The 19,120-nt window shown below is 67.9% G+C and carries 18 protein-coding genes; 3 read left to right on the top strand and 15 right to left on the bottom strand.

Annotated features, from left to right (window positions below; translation table 11 throughout):
- Position 1: 1 nt before the first annotated feature.
- From AAFP35_RS09480 to AAFP35_RS09465, 4 genes are all read right to left on the bottom strand, one after another.
- Complete coding sequence (locus AAFP35_RS09480) at positions 2-1,489, bottom strand: putative nucleotidyltransferase substrate binding domain-containing protein (protein WP_419221319.1); 1,488 nt, start codon at positions 1,487-1,489, stop codon at positions 2-4.
- Positions 1,490-1,597: 108 nt separating this feature from the next.
- A complete protein-coding gene (locus tag AAFP35_RS09475) occupies positions 1,598-3,865 on the bottom strand; it encodes a polyribonucleotide nucleotidyltransferase (RefSeq protein ID WP_419221318.1) in 2,268 nt (755 codons plus the stop codon).
- Positions 3,866-4,313: 448 nt separating this feature from the next.
- A complete protein-coding gene (gene rpsO / locus AAFP35_RS09470; RefSeq protein WP_419221317.1) occupies positions 4,314-4,583 on the bottom strand; it encodes a 30S ribosomal protein S15 in 270 nt (89 codons plus the stop codon).
- 150 nt (positions 4,584-4,733) lie between these two features.
- A complete protein-coding gene (locus tag AAFP35_RS09465; RefSeq protein WP_419221316.1) occupies positions 4,734-5,702 on the bottom strand; it encodes a bifunctional riboflavin kinase/FAD synthetase in 969 nt (322 codons plus the stop codon).
- 183 nt (positions 5,703-5,885) lie between these two features.
- On the opposite strand from AAFP35_RS09465, the gene AAFP35_RS09460 reads away from it, so the two are divergent.
- The gene (locus tag AAFP35_RS09460; protein WP_419221315.1) at positions 5,886-6,641 is read left to right on the top strand and encodes a metal-dependent transcriptional regulator; all 756 of its coding nucleotides are present in this window, start codon (positions 5,886-5,888) and stop codon (positions 6,639-6,641) included.
- Between the two features lie 102 nt (positions 6,642-6,743).
- On the opposite strand, the gene truB is transcribed toward AAFP35_RS09460, so the two are convergent.
- From truB to rimP, 11 genes are all read right to left on the bottom strand, one after another.
- The gene (gene truB, locus AAFP35_RS09455) at positions 6,744-7,646 is read right to left on the bottom strand and encodes a tRNA pseudouridine(55) synthase TruB (protein ID WP_419221314.1); all 903 of its coding nucleotides are present in this window, start codon (positions 7,644-7,646) and stop codon (positions 6,744-6,746) included.
- 1 nt (position 7,647) lies between these two features.
- The gene (locus AAFP35_RS09450) at positions 7,648-8,304 is read right to left on the bottom strand and encodes a 4'-phosphopantetheinyl transferase family protein (RefSeq protein ID WP_419221313.1); all 657 of its coding nucleotides are present in this window, start codon (positions 8,302-8,304) and stop codon (positions 7,648-7,650) included.
- The gene (locus tag AAFP35_RS09445) at positions 8,301-9,287 is read right to left on the bottom strand and encodes a metallophosphoesterase family protein (RefSeq protein WP_419221312.1); all 987 of its coding nucleotides are present in this window, start codon (positions 9,285-9,287) and stop codon (positions 8,301-8,303) included. Before AAFP35_RS09445 ends, AAFP35_RS09450 begins: the two co-directional genes overlap by 4 nt.
- Positions 9,288-9,317: 30 nt before the next feature.
- A complete protein-coding gene (locus tag AAFP35_RS09440) occupies positions 9,318-10,070 on the bottom strand; it encodes an esterase/lipase family protein (RefSeq protein ID WP_419221311.1) in 753 nt (250 codons plus the stop codon).
- A gap of 41 nt (positions 10,071-10,111) precedes the next feature.
- A complete protein-coding gene (locus tag AAFP35_RS09435; RefSeq protein WP_419221558.1) occupies positions 10,112-11,470 on the bottom strand; it encodes an MATE family efflux transporter in 1,359 nt (452 codons plus the stop codon).
- Positions 11,467-12,423, bottom strand: coding sequence for a DHH family phosphoesterase (locus AAFP35_RS09430; protein ID WP_419221310.1), 957 nt, complete (start codon positions 12,421-12,423; stop codon positions 11,467-11,469). Before AAFP35_RS09430 ends, AAFP35_RS09435 begins: the two co-directional genes overlap by 4 nt.
- Positions 12,420-12,887, bottom strand: a complete 468-nt coding sequence (gene rbfA, locus AAFP35_RS09425) for a 30S ribosome-binding factor RbfA (RefSeq protein ID WP_419221309.1) — start codon at positions 12,885-12,887, stop codon at positions 12,420-12,422. Before rbfA ends, AAFP35_RS09430 begins: the two co-directional genes overlap by 4 nt.
- Before the next feature lie 163 nt (positions 12,888-13,050).
- Entirely contained in the window at positions 13,051-15,852 is a 2,802-nt protein-coding gene (gene infB, locus AAFP35_RS09420; protein ID WP_419221308.1) for a translation initiation factor IF-2, read from the bottom strand.
- A gap of 104 nt (positions 15,853-15,956) precedes the next feature.
- Positions 15,957-16,304, bottom strand: a complete 348-nt coding sequence (locus tag AAFP35_RS09415) for a YlxR family protein (protein ID WP_419221307.1) — start codon at positions 16,302-16,304, stop codon at positions 15,957-15,959.
- A 56-nt stretch (positions 16,305-16,360) separates the two neighbouring features.
- On the bottom strand, positions 16,361-17,365 hold the full coding sequence (nusA, locus tag AAFP35_RS09410) for a transcription termination factor NusA (RefSeq protein WP_419221306.1): 1,005 nt from the start codon (positions 17,363-17,365) through the stop codon (positions 16,361-16,363).
- 146 nt (positions 17,366-17,511) lie between these two features.
- Positions 17,512-18,057: a ribosome maturation factor RimP gene (rimP, locus tag AAFP35_RS09405; protein WP_419221305.1), complete on the bottom strand. Its 546-nt coding sequence runs from the start codon at positions 18,055-18,057 to the stop codon at positions 17,512-17,514.
- Positions 18,058-18,181: 124 nt separating this feature from the next.
- Between rimP and AAFP35_RS09400 the strand changes: the two genes are divergently transcribed.
- The gene (locus AAFP35_RS09400) at positions 18,182-18,673 is read left to right on the top strand and encodes a hypothetical protein (protein ID WP_419221304.1); all 492 of its coding nucleotides are present in this window, start codon (positions 18,182-18,184) and stop codon (positions 18,671-18,673) included.
- Positions 18,670-19,104: a ferritin-like domain-containing protein gene (locus AAFP35_RS09395; protein WP_419221303.1), complete on the top strand. Its 435-nt coding sequence runs from the start codon at positions 18,670-18,672 to the stop codon at positions 19,102-19,104. The genes AAFP35_RS09400 and AAFP35_RS09395 overlap by 4 nt, the downstream gene beginning before the upstream one ends.
- Positions 19,105-19,120: the final 16 nt, after the last annotated feature.

Genomic DNA, 19,120 nt, shown 5'->3' with positions numbered 1-19,120 from the left:
ATCACCTCGACTGTTCGGTGATCGGTAGATAGTGACTCAGGTTGCCCATGCGGCGCTGGACGCCGGCGATCTCACGCACCGCCTGCGCGACGAGGCTGCGATCCAGTGGCGACAATCGCTTCATCTCCAGCAGATCCGTGCACTTCTCCCCCCTGTCGAATTGCGCCACCTGGTAGGTCAGTCGAATCCGCTGCAGCACATCGAAGACCTCGACCAGGGTCGCCGAATGATCTTCGGGCAGCATGGGACTGCCGGCCGCAGCCGTCAGCCGGGACCTGGTCTCGAGCACAGTCGACTCCACGCTCAGTGCCGCCCATCGGGCGATGTTCACCAGCGGCGTCACCGCGTGCTGCTTGATGTCGAAGGTGCCGCCGCGACCTGACATCACGTCCCGGAACGAACGCAGCCGCGCTCGATCGGCCAGCGCTTCCTGCAACAACAGCGACAACGTCGCCGGGTGCGACCGCAGATCGCCGAAGACCTCGGCCACCGCAGACAACCCCGGATCGCCCCAGATCGGCCGCCCGTCGAGCAGCAGCGAGGTGAAGATCATGCCCTTGTTCTCGAGCGGTTCAGCGAGCCAGCGGCGGGCCGCTGTCCGCCACTGCGTGTGGGTGCGAGCGAACAGTGGCATCGATGCGATCGCACCGTTGGCGTCGATCGTCATCCCGGCGCCGCGAAGGACATCGTCGACCTCGGCGAACGCTCCCCGGTAGTCGGCGATCTCCTCGTCGGCCACCGCGTCGTCGAAGGACACCGCGGAGTCGACATCCGACGTCAGGACGGGCTCTCGACGAGCGTTGCTCCCCAGCGAAAGCCACGTCAGCGCATCGGGATTCAGTTCGTCGTGCTCGGCGAGCACCAGTTCCAGTGCTCGGCGGACCACCGCATCGTTGATCAGCGACACGACCGTACCGATCTCGTGCGCCGGTTCGCCGCGGCGCAGCAGGTCCGCCATCACCTGCGGTATCCGCCGGGCACGTTCCTGCAGTACCGCGACGGTCGCGGCGCGGGAGACCTGACCGCGCAACGCCATTCCCGATCCGGACGGAGCAGCCACGAAGTCGGCGGCGGCCACCACACCGACCACTTCGCCCGCCGCATCGACGACGGGGAGCACCGACTGATCGCGATCGAGGATCTCGGTGAGGGCGTCGACCGCCGGGGTGCCGGACGGCACGGTCGGACAGTCGCCGGTGACCAGATCGCCCACCGCCGTACCGAGATCACGTCCCCGAGCCACCACCCGCGCCCGCAGATCGGCGTCGGTCACCAGGCCGTGGCGTCGGTCGCCGAGAGGCACCAACAGATAGTTCTGCCCCCGCTCGGTGATCAGCGCGGCGGCCTCCTGCACGGTCATCGACGGCGTGCCCATGACGGGCTCGGAGACGATCAGATCGTCGACGACGGCCCGCTCGGGCCGCACGAGATCACGTCGCCGCGCGACGGTGAGCTTCTCGCTGTGCAGCCGGCTGTCCGGATCGGTCACGCGCGCTTCCTCATCCCTCGTATCGGAAACGGAAAACCGCCCACCGGCGGGCGGTCACCGGCAGATGCCGGTGGCGCCGCGCTGGGGGCGGTTCTCAGTATGCGTTGCTCAGGCTTCGGCTGCCTCGGGGGCCTTCTCGGCCTCGTCGTCCACCGGAACCAGGCTGATCTTGCCGCGCTCGTCGATGTCGGCGATCTCCACGCGGAGCTTGGAGCCAACGTTCACGACGTCCTCGACCTTGTTGATGCGCTTGCCCTTGCCGAGCTTGGAGATGTGCACCAGCCCGTCCCGACCCGGGAGCAGCGACACGAACGCACCGAACGCGGTGGTCTTGACAACGGTGCCGAGGAACCGCTCGCCGACCTTGGGCAGCTGCGGGTTGGCGATCGCGTTGATCCGGTCGATCGCGGCCTGCGCCGACGGACCGTCGGCGGCACCGACGAACACGGTGCCGTCGTCCTCGATCGAGACGTTGGCGCCGGTCTCCTCGGTGATGCCGTTGATCGTCTTGCCCTTCGGGCCGATCAACTCACCGATCTTGTCCATCGGGATCTTGATGGTGGTGATGCGCGGCGCGTACGGGCTCATCTCGTCCGGCTCGTCGATGGCCTCGGCCATAACGTCCAGGATGGTCAGCCGGGCGTCCTTGGCCTGGCTGAGCGCACCGGCGAGCACCTGGCTCGGGATACCGTCGAGCTTGGTGTCGAGCTGCAGCGCGGTGACGAAGTCCTTCGTGCCTGCGACCTTGAAGTCCATGTCACCGAATGCATCTTCGGCGCCGAGGATGTCGGTCAGGGCCACGTAGCGGGTCTCCCCGTCGACGGTGTCGGACACGAGACCCATCGCGATACCCGCGACCGGCGCCTTCAACGGCACACCGGCGTTCAGCAGCGACATGGTCGAGGCACACACCGAACCCATCGAGGTGGACCCGTTGGAGCCCAACGCTTCCGAAACCTGACGGATGGCGTACGGGAACTCCTCGACGCTGGGCAGCACCGGCATCAGGGCGCGCTCGGCGAGCGCACCGTGGCCGATCTCGCGCCGCTTCGGCGACCCGACCCGGCCGGTCTCACCGGTCGAGTACGGCGGGAAGTTGTAGTGATGCATGTAGCGCTTCGACGTTTCGGGCCCGAGCGAGTCGATCTGCTGGGCCATCTTGACCATGTCCAGCGTGGTGACGCCCAGGATCTGGGTCTCGCCACGCTCGAACAGGGCGCTGCCGTGCGCACGGGGGATCACGGCGACCTCGGCCGAGAGCGACCGGATGTCGGTGATCCCGCGACCGTCGATACGGAAGTGGTCGGTCAGGATGCGCTGGCGGACCAGCTTCTTGGTCAGCGAACGGTACGCGCCGCCGATCTCCTTCTCACGACCCTCGAACTGCTCGCCGAGCTGGGCGAGGATGTCGGCCTTGAGCTCGTCGGTCTTGTCGTCACGCTCCTGCTTGCCGGGGATCGTGAGGATCTCCGAGAGGCGCTCGGTCGCGGCTGCCGCGACGGCGTCGTAGGCGTCGGACTCGTACGGCGGAAACAGCGGGAACTCGCCGGTCTCCTTGGCCGCGGCCTCGGCGAGCGACTTCTGTGCCTCGCAGAGACGGGCGATGAACGGCTTGGCGGCCTCGAGGCCCTCGGCGACGATCGCCTCGGTCGGTGCCTGCGCGCCACCGGCGATGTGCTCGAGGATGTTCTCGGTGGCCTCGGCCTCGACCATCATGATCGCGACATCAGCGCTGTCGCCCTCACCGGACACGATGCGACCGGCGACGACCATGTTGAACACGGCGCCCTCGAGCTGCTCGACGGTCGGGAACGCGACCCACTGGCCCGCCTTGTTCTCCTCGGTCGGGATGAGGGCCACGCGCACGCCGCCGACGGGGCCGGAGAACGGCAGACCGGCGAGCTGGGTGGACGCAGAGGCCGCGTTGATCGCGACCACGTCGTAGAGATCCTTGGGGTCGAGCGACATGACGGTCACGACGACCTGGATCTCGTTACGCAGACCGTCCACGAAGGTCGGACGCAGCGGCCGGTCGATCAAACGGCACGTGAGGATCGCGTCGGTGGACGGGCGGCCCTCACGGCGGAAGAACGATCCCGGGATTCGGCCGGCGGCGTACATGCGCTCTTCGACGTCCACGGTGAGCGGGAAGAAGTCGAAGTGCTCTTTGGGTGACTTGGAGGCCGTCGTCGTCGAGAGCAGCATGTTCTCGTCGTCGAGGTAGGCGGTCACCGACCCTGCGGCCTGCAGGGCGAGGCGGCCGGTCTCGAAGCGGATGGTGCGGGTGCCGAAGCTGCCGTTGTCGATGACGGCGGTCGCCTCGGTGATGGCGTCGTCGAAATCGTCGGCGACGTCGGTGGTGGTCACATCTGTCATGTGAGTGAAATGGTCCCTTCAGGTCAGCCGTCAGGTCTGACGACTGCGGTTGTGCGGTGGGCCCGATGCGGCTGTTGCACGCAGATGTTCTGCGCGGCCGTCGGCACGACGTCGTGACGTGCGGACCCGACTGCGAATGCTGGTCGGTCCGGCCCGGAACGAGCTGTGAGAGTGGAATGCCGGTCGTGCGCGGCGGCTGCAGATCGACAGAGCGATCATGTGCGCCGGGACTTCATACGCAGACGGCCTTCGATCGAAGCGGCCGGAACCGGGCGGTACATCTACCCGTTCCGGCGGCCACTACCGAGGACCGATCTGCTCGTTCGTCACGTCCAGCAGGACTTTCACGGCAACGTTCGAGGTTCAGCCTATCATTGAGGGCCGAGCGGACAGACAAGCTCGGCCGTCCCCGCGGTGCGGGAACGGCCGAGAAGTGATCGTGATGCGCTCAGCGGCGCAGACCGAGACGCTCGATCAGCGAGCGGTAGCGGTTGATGTCGACCTTGGCGACGTACTTGAGCAGGCGGCGACGACGGCCGACCAGCAGCAGCAGACCACGACGGCTGTGGTGATCGTGCTTGTGCTCCTTGAGGTGCTCGGTGAGGTCGGTGATGCGCTTGGTGAGCAGGGCGACCTGCGCCTCGGGCGAACCAGTGTCGGTCTCGTGCAGCCCGTACTCGGCGAGGATGTCCTTCTTCTGGGTGGCAGTCAATGCCATGGAGATACTCCTGTTTCTCAGTCCCGCGTTCTTCGATGACCGGCGCTTCCACCCGGAAGCGCACGGGCGACGTGCCACCGCGGACCGCAGCTACGCCGACCGTCGAATCTACCAGCGCCGACGTGCCTCGACCAAATCGAGCTCGGCGACTCAGGCGTCCGGCTTCGACAACACCCGCCGGGTCTCCTCGACATCTCCGGCGATCGCCGTGACCAGGTCGTCGATGTCGGGGAAGTTCACCATGCCGCGCAGTCGGGCGACGAAGTCGACCGCGACGTGCTGGCCGTACAGATCGGCGGTGGCGTCGAGAACGAACGCCTCCACGGTTCGGGTGCGCCCGGAGAACGTCGGATTGGTCCCCACCGACACGGCAGCCTGATACCGCTCCCCCGGCTCCACCTGGCCGATCACCGGGCCCGCGCCCAGCACGGTGAACCACGCCGCGTAGACGCCGTCGGCCGGGATCGCCGCGTACATCGGTGGCGCGACATTGGCGGTCGGATAGCCGAGTTCGCGGCCTCGACCATCACCGCGCACCACGACACCTTCGACACGGTGCGGCCGTCCGAGCGCCTCGGTCGCACGCTCGACGTCGCCTGCGGCCACACAGGAACGGATGTAGGTCGACGAGAAGGTCACCGCGTGCTCGCCGAACAGCGAGATCGCCTGCACCTCGAACCCGAACTTCTGCCCGAGCTCGGCGAGTTTCGCGACGTCACCGGCGGCCTTGCGGCCGAACGTGAAGTTGTCGCCGACGACGACGTCTGCCGCGTGCAGCGTTTCCACGAGGATGTCGTGTGCGAAATCCTTGGGTGAGCGCGCCGCGAGTTCGGGGGTGAACGGCATGACGCAGAAGACGTCGATCCCGAGTTGCTCGGCCAGTTCGGCGCGGCGCGTCAGGGTCGTCAGCTGCGGTGGATGAGAGCCGGGCCTGACCACCTCGGCCGGATGCGGGTCGAAGGTCATCAGCACCGCCGGAACGCCGCGCTCCCGGGCCGCCACCGTCGCGGCGTGGATCAACTGCGCGTGTCCGCGGTGGACCCCGTCGAAAACACCGATGGTGACCACACACCTACCCCAGTCCGCGGGGATGTCTTCGAGACCTCGCCAACGCAACACGCGCACCAGCCTACGGCGCGCGGAGTCCGCAAACCACTTGCCCCTCGGCGGTGTCCGACTTTCCGGTCCTGGTGGTGAACACCGTGTTTCGACCGCAGCCCGGACGAGTGAACGGCGACTCGACGCGGCAACACACCGAGCACCGACTTCGCTCTGGGTCCCCGGACGACATAAGCTCGGAGAATGCCTCAGTCCCGTGCGTCCGCGACCGGCGGGAAACCCGACTCCGGCAAGCCGGACACCCGCAAACTCCTCGCGGAGGCCGACCTCCCGGTGACCGAGCTGTCGACGGTGACCCAGGACTACCTCAAGGTGATCTGGACGATCCAGGAGTGGGCCGACGTCAAGGTCACCACCAAGATGCTCGCGGAGCGTCTCGGCGTCTCGGCCTCGACCGCATCGGAGGCCATCCGCAAACTGGCCGATCAGGGCCTCGTCTCGCACGAACGGTATGGCGCTGTCTCACTCACGGACAAGGGACGCACCGCCGCCATCCTCATGGTGCGGCGTCATCGGCTCCTCGAGACCTTCCTGGTGCGTGAACTCGGATACGGCTGGGACGAAGTGCACGACGAGGCCGAGGTGCTCGAGCACGCGGTGTCCGATCAGCTGATGTCTCGACTGGATGCGAAGCTCGGCCATCCCAACCGCGACCCGCACGGCGATCCCATCCCCGCCCTCGACGGGTCGGTACCGAGCCCGGATGTGCGACTGCTCTCCGAACTCGATGTTGACGAGTCGGGCACGGTGGCGCGGATCTCCGACGACGATCCGGCCATGCTGCGGTATTTCGACGAGGTCGGACTCGCACTGGACTGCGTGCTCACAGTCGTCGAGAAACGCCCGTTCGCCGGCACCATCTCCATCGCGGTCGACGGCGACCAGCGCATCGACCTCGGTGACATCGCCGCCCGCGCGATCTTCCTGGTGCCGCGCTGACATCCTGCGCCGCTCCCGCGGGGACCTCCCGCGGGCGGGTGTTGGTGGCTCTCTCCCCGTGACGAGAGCAGCAGTCCTGATGATCGCAGGAATCGTCGAGGGCTAGCGCAGTGTCGCCGGGCGAACGACCATGACCGAACTGGCCCGACGCCCTTTCTCCTGGACCAGCGCGATGGCCTGGCCGGCCGGGTCGACAACCACGTAGATGCCCTTGCGACCCACCGGATCCAGCCAGCGCCCCTGGCTGATCGACTCTGCCTCGTCGTCGTCGATGTCGCGGTGCGGGAAGGAGAGCTTCGCCGTCTCGTCGATGGTCAGCGACAGCCGGGGGTGCTCGCGCAACTCCTCGATCATGCGGGAGTGCTCCAGGGTGAACGGCCCCACGGCGGTACGGCGCAACGACGTCAGGTGGCCACCGACGCCCAGTCCGGCGCCCAGGTCCCTTGCGAGCGAACGAATGTAGGTGCCCGCCGAGCAGTCGACCGTCACGTCGAGGTCTACGAAACCGTCCTCCGCCGAGCGGATCTCCGAGATGTCGAACCGCGACACCGTCACCGGGCGGGCGGCCAGGTCGAAGTCGGCGCCGGTGCGGGCCAGACTGTGCGCTCGCCTGCCGTCGACCTTGATCGCACTGACCTTCGCCGGGATCTGGTCGATGTCACCGGTCAGGGCCGCGACCCCGGTGGTGATCTCGTCGGCTGCCAGATGGGATGCGTCGGCTCGCGAGATCACCTGCCCCTCACGGTCGTCGGTGTCGGTGGCCGCGCCCAGACGGATCTTCGCCGTGTAGGACTTGGTGGTCAGCGACAGCAGACCGAGCAGTTTGGTGGCACGTTCGACACCGACGACGAGCACGCCGGTCGCCATCGGATCGAGGGTGCCGGCATGCCCGACCCGGCGTGTGTCGAAGATCTTGCGGCACTTGGACACGACGTCGTGGCTGGTCATTCCGGCAGCCTTGTCGACGATGACGATGCCCGCGTTCTCGATGGTGGTGTCGGCCATGTCAGACCAGCGCTATCGACGTCGTGATGAGCCCTCGATCGATCAACCACCGACCGTGCAGTTCGGTCAACGGATGCCCGCCATCGGTTGCGGCACCGTCGATCAGGATTCGGGAGACGAACGTCCCACCCGGCTCCGCGGTCTGCTCGAACGTGATGTGTGCGTCTTCGAAACCAAGCCACCGGCCGGTGACCGGGAACCACGCCTTGTAGGTGGCTTCCTTGGCGCAGAACAGGAGTCGATCCCAGTGCAGTCCGGAGGGACGGGTGGCGAGCACGTCACGCTCCTGCGGCAGGCTGGTGTGGTCGAGAACACCGTCGGGCAACGCCTCGTGCGGTTCGGCGTCGATACCGAGCGACCGGACCTGAAGCGAGTAGGCGACCACGGCCGCCCGGTAGCCGTCACAATGGGTGAGGCTGCCCACCACACGTTCGGGCCACAACGGCATCCCCCGCTCGCCTCGCATGATCGGCGTGGGCCCGATACCCAACTGGCCCAATGCCTCCCGTGCACAGTGGCGCGCGGTGGTGAACTCGCGACGGCGCTTTTCCACAGCGCGCTCGATCAGACTCCGCTCGGCGGGCATCGGTTCCAGACCGGGCGGGTCGCCGAAGGACTCCGACGACGCGACACCGGCGGGCACCAGGTCGTCGATCACTGCTGTTCCTCGTTCCTCGACGGTGCGGTCCGATTGGCACGGCGTTCGCGTCGCTCGGCGATCTTGCGGGCGAACTCCTCGGCACGACGCTCGTAGTCGGGCGGCAACTCGAACCGGGCACCATGTCCCGGTAGATCTGCCTCGGTGAGGCCAGGATCGGGAATGATGGGGCGCAACAACGGTTCCGGCAGACCGCGACGCTTCCATTCCCGTGGGTAGCCGACCGACACCTCCTCGAACCGCACGCCGTCGTACCAGGTGGTCCGCGGGATGTGCAGATGCCCGTAGACGCAGCAGGCCGCGTTGTAGCGGGTGTGCCAGTCAGCGGTCTCCACAGTGCCGCACCAGAGCGCGAACTCGGGGTACATCAGCGCGTCGGTCGGTTCCCGACGCAACGGCCAGTGGTTGATGAGCACCGTCGGCTCGGACGGATCGAGCGCGTCAAGCCGCTTTCGAGTCGACTCCACGCGGGCCCGACCCCAGGCATCCCTGGTGGGATAGGGCTCGGGTGACAGCAGGAACTCGTCGGTGGCGACCACGTTGCGCTCACGCGCGAGGGCGAGTGCGGTCAAGGTCGTCGACGTCCCCTCGGGCCGGAACGTGTAGTCGTACAGCAGGTACATCGGCACGACGCGTACCGGTTGCCCGCCGTTGCCGGGGTCGAACAACGGATAGATGTCCTCCGGGGTCACCACGCCGATGTCCCGGCAGGCCTGCACGAGGTAGTCGTAGCGCGCCACCCCGAACACCTGTAACGGGTCCTTCGCGGTGGTGTACAACTCGTGATTGCCGGGTACCCAGATCACGGTGTGAAAGCGTGCCCGCAACCGTCGCAACGTGTCGACGATGTCGTCGGTCCGCTCGGCCACGTCGCCGGCGACGATCAGCCAATCGTCGCTGTCACTCGGGCGGAGCAGATCGATGATGTGCTCGTTCCCCCGGTGGGCAACATGGAGATCACTGATTGCCCACAACGTCGCCATGCCGTCCAGCCTATCGAGGGGTCACGACGATCAGGGTGCGGGGTTGCCCGGCAGTGCCGACTTCTTGTAGGTCAACACACCGTCGGGCTCGGTGACGAACCGGCCGACGCAGCGACCTTGCAGAGCAGCCACCGTGACGTCCCAGATCTTCGGGTCGACGGGCTCGAACGTGTGCTCGAGACCGAGCGCGGGCAGCGCTTCGTTGGCAGGGATGGGGCTGACACGGCACTGTCCACCGTCGAGGTTTCCGTCGACCCACTCACGAGCGCTACGCACTCCGTGGTAGCTGGTCTTGCCGGGGGTGTCGTCTCCCTTGTTGAGGGTCTTCATGAAGGTGGTGTTCGGGCACACCTCCGGGGCGCCCTGCTGTCCACAGGCCCCCGGTGAGCCGTACTGCGGGCTACCGAACGCGAGGTAGGTGGCCACCTTCTCGTGCCCGCCCATCTCCTTGAGATACCACCGCGCGCTCACGCCCCCGATGCTGTGACCGACGAGGGCGATCCGGTCTCCGGGATGCTCGCGACGGATCTTGTCGACCGCGGCGCCGATCTGACCCGCTTCCTTCTTCATCGCGACGCCGGGCAGATCGAGAACGGTCGTCGGATATCCCCGCGAGGTGAGGTTCTGGGCCATGGGTTGATACGGCAGAGCACCGAGATACTGGCCGGGGACGATGATCACGCGAGTGGTGTGGGCAGGGGCCGCATCGGCCGACGCCACCAACGAGGGCAGGCCCAGGGCCACCGCGGCGCAGACCAGGGCGAGTAGAAGACGCTTCAGCATTAGGTGAGGATAACCGAACTTCGGATCGTGGCCACGATCGATCAGGCGTCGACGCCTGTTCGCCGCCACTGTCCCGACCGAATGCGCAGCCCCACGGCGGCCAATCGGCACACCATGAAGACGACGAGTCCCGACCAGATCCCTGCCAGCCCCCAGTCGAACGCGAGTGACAGCCAGATCAGCGGAAGGAATCCCACCAACGCCGCAAACAGGGTCGCGGTCCGTAGGAACCGGGCATCGCCGCTGCCGAGCAGGACACCGTCGAGGGCGAACACGACACCTGCGATCGGCAGCATCGCGACGAAGAACCACCACGGAACGACGATCGCGTCGAGGATCTCCTTGTCGGAGGTGAACAGACGCGGAATGGTGCTCGCCCCGACCGCGAACACCGCCGCCATCACGCCTGCCGCGGCCGCCGACACCACGGTGACCTTGCGGGCCACACCCACCGCTGCCCCGACGGTGCCCGCTCCCAGCGCAGCACCGACCAGGGCCTGGGCGGCGATGGCCAGAGAATCCAGGAACAGCGACATGAACTCCCACAGCTGCAGGACCACCTGATGGGCGGCGACCGCGGAGACGCCGAAGCGTGCCGCCACGGCGGCCGCCGACAGGAAGCAGATCTGGAACGACAGGCTGCGCACCACCAGATCCCGAGCCATCACCAATTGCGCCCGCATGACCTTGCGATCCGGTCGCAGCGTCGACGACCCGCGTGCCGCGCGGATCACCCGGACCGCGAACAGCATCCCGGTGATGCCCTGTCCGATCAGGTTGGCGACCGCGCTACCGGGCAGACCCCATCGGGGGAAGAACGCGACGCCGTGGGTGAGCCCCACCACGAGAACCGCCGCCACCGACAGCCCGGCGATCACATACAGGACGGGCCGCCGCGTGTCCTGGACGCCGCGCATCCATCCGTTGCCCGCCATGGACAGCAGGATGAGTGGGACTCCGAACATCGCGATCCGCAACCAGTCCGTCGCATCGTCGATCACCTGCTCCGACCGCGCGGAGCCGGTTCCGACGAGGATGCGCATCACCACCGGCGCAAGCGGATACATGACCGCGACCATGACCGCCCCGACGAACACGGCGATCCAGCTGGCCTGCACGCCCTCGGCGACCGCACCGGGCCGATCGCCTGCGCCGAAGCGCCGAGCCGAACGTGCCGTGGTGCCGTACGACAGGAACGTGAGCTGGGTACTGATCACCGACAACACGAGTGTGGCCACACCGAGTGCCGCGAGTTCGGTGCCGCCGAGTCGTCCCACGACGGCGAGGTCGAGCAGCAGGTACAGCGGTGGCGCGATCAACACCGCCAGAGCGGAGACGGTCAGGGTCGCGATGCGACGGGCCGTGTGCGCCGATCCGGTGTCCGGCCCGCTCTGGCTCAGAGGGACTCCAGCAGCCGACCGACCACTTCGTCGGCGCTTCCGGAATCGCTGTATCCGGAAGCGTGACGATGCCCACCGCCACCGTGGGTACCCGCGATCGGTACCAGGTCCACGCTGCGTTTCGACCGCAACGACACCGTCCAGGTGTCCGGTTCGACCTCCTTGAACACCGCAGCCACCTCGGCCTCGTTGGCGGTACGCACCAGATCGACGACGCTCTCGGACTCTTCCCAGCTCAGATCGGCGAGGACGTCGTGGCGCACGACCGCGTACACGAGCCCACGCCCGTCGCACGCGTTCGGCACGAGCGTCGCGTCGCCGAGCACCGACGACACCATCGCCAACCAACTGAACGGGTGGGTGTCGAGCAGGTTGCGGCTCCACGTACGGGCGTCCACCCCGGCGTCGAGCAGTCGAGCCGCGATCCGAAACGATTCCGGCCGTGCCCATTTGAACGATCCGGTGTCGGTGACCAGCCCGGCGTAGAGGCAGGTGGCGATCTCGTCGTCGACCTTCACGCCGAGTTCGTCGAGCACCGACAGCACGAGCACCGCGGTGCAGTCCGCCGCCGGGTCGATCAGGTCGAGGTCACCGAAGCCCGGGTTGGAGGCATGGTGATCGACGGTGATCGATTCCGACGCCGCGGTGAACACCGGAGCGAGGGTGTCGAGCCGTCCGAGGCTGGCGGCATCGACCGACACCACGACAGGATGTCCGACGATGTCGCCCTCCGCGACGAGCAGCTGGGTTCCCGGCAGGTCGTGCAGCATCGTCGGGAGTCCGACGGTCGCCGGGAACGCCACCTCGACGTCGGCTCCGAGCCGGGTCAGGGCAAGCCCGAGTGCCAACCCGCTGCCGATGGTGTCCGCGTCGGGACGCACATGGCAGAGGATCGTGACCGCGGGGACGTCGGCGAGCGCACGGGCGACGGCCGCACTGGTCGAGGAGGTCACTCGCGGGAACCGTCCTCGCCGTCGTCATCGTCGGCGTCGTCGCGCCGGTACGGATCGGACTCGCCTGCCGGACTCGCGTCGCGAGCCTGTCGGGCGACGAGTTCGTCGTTGGCCCGCGCACGCGCCACGAGTTCTTCCATGTGGCGCGCGGTGTCGGGAACGGTGTCGAGAACAAAGGTGAGCGTCGGTGTGAACCGCACGCCGGTCCCGGCGCCGACCTTGGAGCGCAGGATGCCGGTGGCCTTGGCCAGACCGGCAGCCGCCGCCTCGTAGTCGGGTTCGGAGTCGATCGACTCACCCATCACGGTGTAGTACAGCGTCGCGTCGTGCAGATCGTTGGTGACGCGCGCATCGGTGATGGTGACGTAGGCCAGACGGGGATCCTTGATCTCGGTCCCGATCGCCGACGCCACGATCGACGAGATGCGCTTCGCCAGCCTGGCAGCTCTCGCCGAATCAACCATCTGGAGATCCTTTCGGTTCGCGAGGAGAGAAGCGTGGTCCCGGCCGCGGTGGGCGACCGGAACCACGCAGACAGATCGAGCCGTCAGTCGCGCGGCTTTTCCGCAATTCGTAACTCTCGATGACGTCGTCGACCTTGATGTCCGTCGACGACGCCATCGACCGTCAGTCGCGCGGCTTCTCCTGCAATTCGTAACTCTCGATGACGTCGTCGACCTTGATGTCGCTGTAGGTCAGCGTGAGACCACATTCGTAGCCTTCGCGGACCTCGGTCGCGTCGTCCTTCTCCCGTCGCAGCGAGGAGATGGTCAGGTTCTCGGCGATCACGACGTTGTCGCGGAGCAGGCGGGCCTTGGCGTTACGCCGCATGATGCCCGACTGGACCAGGCAGCCGGCGATGTTGCCGACCTTCGACGACTTGAAGATGGCGCGGATCTCGGCGCGACCGAGCTCGACCTCTTCGTAGACCGGCTTGAGCATGCCCTTCAGCGCGCTCTCGACCTCGTCGATGGCCTGATAGATCACCGAGTAGTACCGGATGTCGACGCCCTCGCGGTTGGCCAGCTCGGTGGCCTTGCCCTCCGCACGGACGTTGAACCCGATGATGATCGCGTCCGAAGCCGTCGCCAGGTTGACGTTCGTCTCGGTGACGCCACCGACGCCGCGGTCGATCACGCGCAGCGAGACCTCGTCGCCCATGTCGATACCGAGCAGCGCCTCTTCGAGGGCCTCGACGGTACCCGAGTTGTCGCCCTTGATGATCAGGTTGAGCTGGCTGGTCTCCTTGAGCGCCGAATCCAGGTCTTCCAGGCTGATCCGCTTGCGGCTGCGTGCGGCCAACGCGTTGCGCTTGCGCGCATTGCGGCGGTCGGCGATCTGTCGGGCTGTGCGGTCTTCCTCGACGACGAGCAGGTTGTCACCTGCACCGGGCACCGAGGTGAAACCGACGACCTGAACCGGCCGCGACGGAAGCGCCTCTGCGACATCGTCGCCGTGCTCGTCGACCATGCGGCGGACACGTCCGTAGGCGTCGCCCGCCACGATCGAGTCGCCGACCTTGAGCGTGCCGCGCTGCACCAGCACGGTCGCCACCGGGCCACGGCCACGGTCGAGGTGGGCCTCGATCGCCACGCCCTGTGCGTCCATGTCCGGGTTGGCGCGCAGATCCAGCGAAGCGTCAGCGGTCAGCAAGACGGCCTCGAGCAGCGCTTCGATGTTGTCGCCCTGCTTCGCCGAGATGTCGACGAACATGGTCTCGCCGCCGTACTCCTCGGGAATGAGTCCGTACTCGGTGAGCTGGCCACGGATCTTCTGCGGATCCGCGCCTTCCTTGTCGATCTTGTTGACCGCGACCACGATCGGCACCTCTGCTGCCTGCGCGTGGTTGACCGCCTCCACCGTCTGCGGCATCACGCCGTCGTCGGCCGCGACCACGAGGATCGCGATGTCGGTGGCCTTCGCACCGCGAGCACGCATGGCGGTGAACGCCTCGTGACCCGGGGTGTCGATGAAGGTGATCAGGCGGTCCTCACCGTTGAGGTGGGTGTCGACCTGGTAGGCACCGATGTGCTGGGTGATACCACCGGCCTCCGCCTCACGGACGTTGGCCTTACGGATCGTGTCCAGCAGGCGGGTCTTGCCGTGGTCGACGTGACCCATGACGGTGACCACCGGCGGACGCTGCTCGAGGTCTTCCTCGCCGCCCACGTCCTCGCCGTAGCTGAGGTCGAAGCTCTCGAGGAGCTCGCGGTCTTCGTCCTCGGGGCTGACCACCTGCACGGTGTAGTTCATCTCGGAACCGAGCAGCTCGAGCGTCTCGTCGTTCACCGACTCGGTGGCCGTGACCATCTCGCCGAGGTTGAACAACGCCTGCACGAGCGATGCCGGATTGGCGTCGATCTTGTCGGCGAAGTCCGAGAGCGAGGCACCACGGGCCAACCGGATGGTCTCACCGTTACCGCGCGGCAGCCGGACGCCGCCGACGGCCGGAGCCTGCATGTTCTCGTACTCGGCGCGTTTCGCCCGCTTCGACTTGCGGCCCCGTCGGGGCGCGCCACCGGGACGACCGAACGCACCCGCGGCACCGCCGCGACCGCGACCACCGCCGCCGCCGGGACGTCCGCGGAAGCCGCCGCCCGCCGGTGCACCACCGGGAGCGCCGCCACCGCGATAGCCGCCACCGCCGCCACCGCCGCGGTTACCTCCACCGGGCCCACCACGACCCGGACGACCGGCGTCCGGGCGTGCGGCACGGCTCGGCATCGCACCCGGGTTGGGGCGCGGAGGCATGCTGCCGGGACTCGGCCGGGGGCCGCCCTGCCCGGGAGCCGGACGGGTACCGCCCTGACCGGGGCCGGGACGACCGCTCGCACCGGGGCGTCCACCGCCGGGGCGGGGTCCACCCTGTCCCGGACCGGGACGCGGTCCCTGGGGACGCGGCGCGGGGGTCGGAGTCGACGAATAGGGGTTGTTCCCGACGCGCGGCGCGCGGGGACCCGGCTTGGGGCCCGGACGGGGTCCGGGACGTGCCGAGGTGCCCGAACCGGCTTCCGGAGCTGCCGGGGCATCGGCCTTGGCGGCCGGAGCGGCCGGGCTCGGCGCGGGCTTCGGGGTGGGTGCTGCCGGTGTGGGTGTCGGGGCCGGCGCAGGCGCGGGCGCCTTGGCGGCCGCCGGGGACGGACCCGGGGTGGGTGCGCCCGGCTTGGGGCCGGGACGTGCGGGACCGGGTTTCACACCGGAGCCGTTCGCGCCCGGCTTCGGGGCGCCACCGGGCTTCGCCGCCGGCTTGGCGGAGTCTTTGCCGCCACTTTGCGGGAATGATTCGCGAAGTCGACGGGCCACCGGGGCCTCGACGGTCGACGACGCAGATTTGACGAACTCGCCCTGCTCCTTGAGACGCTCGAGCACCTGCTTGCTCGTCACGCCGAGTTCTTTGGCCAGTTCGTGCACGCGGGCCTTGCCTGCCACTGCTCTCCTCACTTGTGAGGTCGAGCGGGCATGCCCGCTACGACCTCGGTTTACGTCCGATACGTGCTCATCGTGGGTTCTTCACGGTGTGCTCATGTCTTCTGCTACCTGTCCTGGCCGCTACCGGCCATCTTCTTCGTGATCTCGTCGATCGCTTCGGCGAGGTCGTCCGGGTCCACGGTCAGACCGGGGACCCGCAGCGCCGAGACAAACGCCTTGCGTCGCACCGCGGCGTCGACACAGTCGCGTCGCGGGTGCAACCAGGCACCTCGTCCCGGCATGGTTCTCGCGTGATCGACGACGATCGTCGGCGGCTCGTCTCCCCTGCGGGCGACGATCCGGACCAGATCCGTTGCCTCGGCGCGGTGCCGACAGCCGACACACGTCCGGACCGGGACGTGGCGAGATGAAACGTCTCGCGGTGTCCGTTCACCCTCGGATGTCGACAGCATTCGCTGAACCATCGATCAGTCTAGCGCGCCAGGTCTCGTCAGGGACAACCGGCTGCTCAGTTCGCCTGCGGGGCCGGGTCGGCGTCGGATCGGATGTCGATCCGCCAGCCGGTCAGCCGCGCCGCGAGCCGGGCATTCTGCCCCTCCTTGCCGATCGCCAGCGACAGCTGGTAATCCGGCACGACCACCCGCGCCGCCTTCTGCGCGAGATCGACCACCTCGACCGACACAACCTTTGCGGGCGACAGCGCATTCCCGACGAACACGGCCGGATCGGTGTCGAAGTCGATGATGTCGATCTTCTCCCCCGCGAGTTCACTCATCACGTTGCGCACACGCTGACCCATCGGACCGATGCAGGCGCCCTTCGCGTTGAGCCCGTTCACCCCGGTGTGTACGGCGATCTTCGAACGGTGCCCGGCCTCGCGTGCCACGGCGACGATCTCCACCGATCCGTCCTCGATCTCGGGAACCTCGAGCGAGAACAGCTTGCGCACCAAGTTCGGGTGTGTGCGCGACAGGGTGATCTGGGGTCCCCGCGGTCCGCGGGACACACCGACCACGTAGCACTTGATGCGGTCGCCGTGCGTGTACGTCTCACCCGGCACCTGCTCGGCGGGCGGGATGATGCCCTCGGCGCTGTTGGAATCGCTGCCGATGGCCACGACGATCATGCCCCGCGCGTTGGCCCGTGCGTCCGCCTGGACGACTCCGCCGACGATCTCGCCCTCGTGAGTCACGAAGTCGCCGAAGCTCTTCTCGTTCTCGGCATCGCGCAGACGCTGCAGGATGACCTGGCGTGCGGTCGTCGCGGCGATCCGTCCGAAGCCTTCGGGCGTGTCGTCCCATTCGTGGACGACCTCGCCTGCATCGTCGAGTTCCTGGGCCATCACCCGAACCGCACCGGTCTTGCGGTTCACGTCGATGCGCGCGTGCGGGGCGAAACCGTCGGTGTGGCGGTAGGCGGTCAGCAACGCCGTCTCGATGGCGGTGATCACCGTGTCGATCGAGATGCCCTTGTCCGCCTCGATCATGCGCAGCGCGTTGATGTCGATGTTCATGTCCCTGGGCTCCTATTCATTTGTTCGCTGCTATTCATTTGTCCGCTGCTGTTCATCTGTCCGTATGTCCGATTGTGGGCTGTTCGCGTCCGATTGTGCGCAGATCGCCGCGACCGGTGGTCGAGGTCTACGGGCGTGTCGTGGTGTCAGGTGTCGGATCGGCGTCGCGAGATCTCGTCCTCGGACAGCCCGCACAGTTCGAGTTCGGCCGTGCTCGGCCGCGAGAAATCCACTTGCACGACCGCCGTGGTGATCGCGTCGAGCGCGATCTCCTCGGTGCGTATCCGACCACGTTCGTTGAGTACCAACCGCACCCGGTCGTCGTCGATCGGGCCGACCCGGCCGACGATCCGCCGGGTGTCCCCGTTCGCGTCGGCGACCTCCGCGGCGACCTTGCGGCCGACGGCGCGCCGCCAGTGCCGCGGAAGCGTCAGCGGACGATCGACACCCGGTGAGGTCACCTCGAGAACGTAGGCGGCGTCGGCGAGATCGGGTTCGTCGTCGAGGCGTTCGGAGATCTCACGGCTCAGGTCGGCGAGTACATCGAGATCGCTGCCACCGTCTCGGTCGACGACGACGGTGACGTCGGTACGTCCGGCGGCCGTGGCCACCGCGACGTCCTCGAGATCGAAGCCGCGGGCACCGACGATGGGTTCGACGAGGTCCGTGATCTGCTCGGCGCTGATGGACACGGCGCACTCCTCGTCTTCAGTTGTCGGTGGCGGTTGCCCCGCCACTGTAGTGGATCAGCGCGCCCACACCCACATTCGGCGCCCCGGCCCGGCGACGCCGGTGCGCGGACACAGAACTGGCATCATGTGTCGCGTGCCCTCACCCCTGACCCGACGCGTCGTATTGCGCGGCGGCCTCACCGCGGCGACCGGCGTCGCCGTCGGGGCCGCTCTGGCCGGCTGCGACCGAGGCCCCTCCGCCGAGCAGATCACCGCGGCCGCGCTCCTGCCGTTGGCCGACGCCGCCCTCGCCGATCAGGTTGCCGCGCAATCGCTGGCACCCCGCGCACCGGCGTACACCCGCGCGCTCGGTGTGGTCGCCGAGCAGCGTGGCGCACACGCACAAGCCCTGCGCGAGGAGATCACCCGACTCGATCAGGAGACCGCCAATCGGATCGTCGCACCGTCGGCAGCGCCGATCCCGCCGCCGACGACGGTCGCCGAACTCCGCGGGCGCCTGACCCGGTCGGCTCGACTCGCGGGCGACGCGGGCTCGTCGTTGAGCGGCTACTCGGCCGGCCTGGCCGGCTCGGTCAGTGCCGCGGTGACCTCCATGGTGGAGGTGCAGCTGGGATGAGCGCCACCACCGATGCCCTGTCCACCGCGGTGGATGCCGAGAACGCGGCGATCTTCGCCTACGGAGTGTCGACCGCTTTCGTGACGGCCATACAACGAGACACCGTCGCCGACCACATCGCCGCTCATCGCGCCTCCCGCGACGCCGCCGTCGACGCGATCACCGCGGCGGGCGCGCAGGCGCCCGACGCCGCGGCCGGCTACACGCTGCCGGTGACCGTCGACAACCAGTCCAGCGCGATCCGAGCGCTGCTCGCCGCGGAAGTCGACTGCACGGTCGCCTACCGTGCCGTGCTCGAGCAAGCCACCGACGCCACGGCCCGGCGACTGGGCGTCGACGGTCTCACCGATTCCGCCGTCCGCGCCGCCGGGTGGCGGGTGTACCTGCGCGAGTCGCCTGCCACGGTCGCCTTCCCCGGCTCGACGGCCTGAGCGAACAGGGCCCCGA

Origin of the sequence: Gordonia sp. CPCC 206044 (genome assembly GCF_048537895.1) — a bacterium.
Classification (GTDB): Bacteria; Actinomycetota; Actinomycetes; order Mycobacteriales; family Mycobacteriaceae; genus Gordonia.
This window is presented reverse-complemented; position numbering and strand designations above follow the sequence as displayed.

What these genes read in the sequence shown, in the direction of transcription:
- AAFP35_RS09475 (WP_419221318.1), bottom strand. Translation starts at nt 3,865, where the DNA reads ATGACAGATGTGACCACCACCGACGTCGCCGACGATTTCGACGACGCC.
- rpsO (WP_419221317.1), bottom strand. Translation starts at nt 4,583, where the DNA reads ATGGCATTGACTGCCACCCAGAAGAAGGACATCCTCGCCGAGTACGGG.
- AAFP35_RS09400 (WP_419221304.1), top strand. Translation starts at nt 18,182, where the DNA reads ATGTGTCGCGTGCCCTCACCCCTGACCCGACGCGTCGTATTGCGCGGC.
- nusA (WP_419221306.1), bottom strand. Translation starts at nt 17,365, where the DNA reads ATGAACATCGACATCAACGCGCTGCGCATGATCGAGGCGGACAAGGGC.
- AAFP35_RS09395 (WP_419221303.1), top strand. Translation starts at nt 18,670, where the DNA reads ATGAGCGCCACCACCGATGCCCTGTCCACCGCGGTGGATGCCGAGAAC.
- AAFP35_RS09460 (WP_419221315.1), top strand. Translation starts at nt 5,886, where the DNA reads ATGCCTCAGTCCCGTGCGTCCGCGACCGGCGGGAAACCCGACTCCGGC.
- AAFP35_RS09440 (WP_419221311.1), bottom strand. Translation starts at nt 10,070, where the DNA reads ATGCTGAAGCGTCTTCTACTCGCCCTGGTCTGCGCCGCGGTGGCCCTG.
- AAFP35_RS09415 (WP_419221307.1), bottom strand. Translation starts at nt 16,304, where the DNA reads ATGCTGTCGACATCCGAGGGTGAACGGACACCGCGAGACGTTTCATCT.
- AAFP35_RS09445 (WP_419221312.1), bottom strand. Translation starts at nt 9,287, where the DNA reads ATGGCGACGTTGTGGGCAATCAGTGATCTCCATGTTGCCCACCGGGGG.
- rbfA (WP_419221309.1), bottom strand. Translation starts at nt 12,887, where the DNA reads ATGGTTGATTCGGCGAGAGCTGCCAGGCTGGCGAAGCGCATCTCGTCG.
- truB (WP_419221314.1), bottom strand. Translation starts at nt 7,646, where the DNA reads ATGGCCGACACCACCATCGAGAACGCGGGCATCGTCATCGTCGACAAG.